This is a genomic window from Arthrobacter burdickii, assembly GCF_030433645.1.
GTDB classification, from domain to species: Bacteria; Actinomycetota; Actinomycetes; order Actinomycetales; family Micrococcaceae; genus Arthrobacter_D; species Arthrobacter_D burdickii.
Genome location: NZ_JAROCG010000005.1, coordinates 1 through 2,421, shown reverse-complemented (window position 1 = coordinate 2,421; position 2,421 = coordinate 1). Strand labels below are relative to the sequence as shown.

3 protein-coding genes are annotated in these 2,421 nt (G+C 63.8%); 1 reads left to right on the top strand and 2 read right to left on the bottom strand.

All coding sequences use genetic code 11. The features are described from left to right. The first annotated feature begins 217 nt into the window (after positions 1 to 217). Positions 218 to 340 (top strand): hypothetical protein, encoded by a 123-nt coding sequence (locus P5G52_RS18250; RefSeq protein ID WP_301230246.1) that lies wholly within the window; start codon positions 218 to 220, stop codon positions 338 to 340. A 116-nt stretch (positions 341 to 456) separates the two neighbouring features. Here P5G52_RS18250 and P5G52_RS18245 read toward each other — a convergent pair whose 3' ends face one another. Then, on the bottom strand, positions 457 to 1,740 hold the full coding sequence (locus P5G52_RS18245) for a class I SAM-dependent methyltransferase (RefSeq protein ID WP_301230245.1): 1,284 nt from the start codon (positions 1,738 to 1,740) through the stop codon (positions 457 to 459). 493 nt (positions 1,741 to 2,233) lie between these two features. Beyond that, positions 2,234 to 2,421: hypothetical protein (locus tag P5G52_RS18240; protein ID WP_301230244.1), on the bottom strand; the 188-nt coding region annotated here is incomplete at its 5' end.

Below are 2,421 nucleotides of genomic sequence, written 5' to 3'. Positions count from 1 at the left end.
GCCGGCCTGCACGCGGTCTGGCTGAAGACCCCTCCTTACGGCCAGGCCTGGTTCGGCCGCACCCCCTCACCGCACACGAGGACCCGGCCAGCACGCCGGACCAGGTCCTCAGCCCCGAACACACCCCGCCACTAAAGATCCCGACCAGCTCTCCCAAGTGGCCCCGTGTCGGTGCCGGCCATCGTCGAGCTCATCCTGCATCAGAAGATGTCATGCCGTGGGAAAGGTACGAGTGGTGTCGGAGGAGATGTCGCATCCCGGTTCGCTGCGCTACGTGCTCTTCTCCCGCCTCGTGGGCGGTGCCGCTCGAGAGGGTGACGGTGTCAGGTTGGCGGACTGAGTGGCGCGGTGGCGACGGGAGGAGAGTCTCCCGTCGATCCGGCGCTACTGGCCCTCCGGGGATGTACCACGGGAAGGGCTCCCCTCGACGCTGATCTCGTTCGAGGAAGGGGCCCTTCATACCCACTCCCGGCGCCGCAATGGCGGCTCTTCCCCTCCGGGGCGTTGCACGAGTATCTGATTCACGCCGTTCAATCCCCGCTCGAACCCCAGTGCACTCGATGCCATGTACAGCCGCCATACCCGTGCACGTCCCTCGCTTGTAAGGCGTACCGCCTCGTCCCAGTTCTCCTCAAGGTTGTGCACCCAGGCCCTAAGAGTCAGCCCGTAGTGCCGGCGCAGCGCTTCAACGTCGAGCACTTCCAGCCCCGCCGACTCAAGGGCTCCGATCATGACGGTAAGGCTGAGCATTTCACCGTCCGGAAAGACGTAGCGGGGGATGAAGGAGTCTGGATCCGGTGGCATCTCACCTGCATTCCACGAGATCGCGTGGTTGAGGAGAAGCCCGCCGGGACGCAGCAGACCGTACAGATGGGACGCGTAGTCGCCGATCTGGTCTCTGCCCACGTGCTCGGCCATGCCGATGGAGCTGATCGCATCGAAGAAACCGTCGTGGACGTCGCGGTAGTCCTGCACCCGGATCTCGACACGGTCGGCGAGGCCGGCTTCGGTCACTCGCTCCCGCCCGAGAGCTGCCTGCTCTTTCGAGAGGGTGACACCCACGACGTCGACTCCGTAATTCTGAGTTGCGTGCAGGGCGAAGCTGCCCCAGCCGCAACCCACATCCAGCACCCGCATGCCGGGCCGAAGGCCAAGTTTGCGGCAGACAAGGTCGAGCTTCGCCTCCTGGGAGGCGTCCAGGCCTACACTCTCGTCCTCCCAGACCGCGCAGGAGTAAACCATGGACGGACCGAGCACAAGCGCATAGAACTCGTTGCCCACGTCGTAATGGTGCGAGATCGCAGCAGCGTCCCGCTTCTTGGAATGCTTCCGGCCCGCTCGGGTCACGTTCATCTCCTCGGGCGGCGGTGTGGGTGGAAGTCCCAGCGCACCAACCCGGACGGCCGTCCGGACCAGTCCTAACCGCTCACCCACCGTTGGAGGGCGGAAAGCCTTCAACTCGGCGAACTTGCCCACGGAGCTGAGCACGGAGAAGCTTTCGAAGAGGTCGCCGGGCCCGTCGATGTCCCCGGCTACATATGCGCGGCTCAGCCCGAGCTGGTTCGGAGACCACAGCATCCGCCTCAATCCCCGCCGGGAACGGAATTCGATGACGGGGGCGTCGGGGGGCCCTGCTTCTGATCCGTCCCACGCCCGCAGTCTCATCGGTATTTCTTCTGTGCCCAGGACGATGCCCAAGGCTTCGGCCAAACGTGGTGCCACTCCCTTTTTCCTGCTCATGCCCCCTGTCTACTACGACTTGCCCGCGGGAACTAGAGGATGCTCGAGGCTAGGGGCCCGCCCAATTACCGTCGCCACGCCGATCGTGCCGCCGTATGGGGGCGAAGATTCGGGTCTTGGAGAACCAGCAGAGGTGCCCGGCAGTCCGCTCATCTGTTCCAGAAGTCCCGCCATCGTGCCGGCGCACGCTATGGCTTCTCCATACAGGCATGCGTCCCAGCGACCGTTCTGGTGCAACTTCTCTGCCTAGGCCCGGGTGGAACATCTGCTGCCTGGGAAATCCGAAGCGGGGCATCCAGGGAAGCGCCGGTGCTGGCCCTGGCCGGCAGCGTAGGCCCTAACGGCATTAAGCATGGACCCGGCTGAACCCGAGTGGAGGGCCGGCCGGGGATCCGTTTCGAGGGCTGCTGGGGTTGGCTGACGCTGATTTGCTTCGGGGGTGGGGCGGTCGTATAGTTATGTGGTTGCCCCGGTGAGGGTGACCAACCCCCCTTCAATTCCAGTGGTCGGTTCGTGCGCTCTGATGCGGGATCGGATTAGGCCCCTGAATTTGTTGTGGGATTGTTTTGTCGGATTCTTTTGCGGGGCCTTGTAGGCCACGGCGAGGGATTTGACAAGGGAAAAGAGAATGAAATAAGCTGTGAATGTAACGACGAGGGAAAACAAGCCGGATAAAGCGTG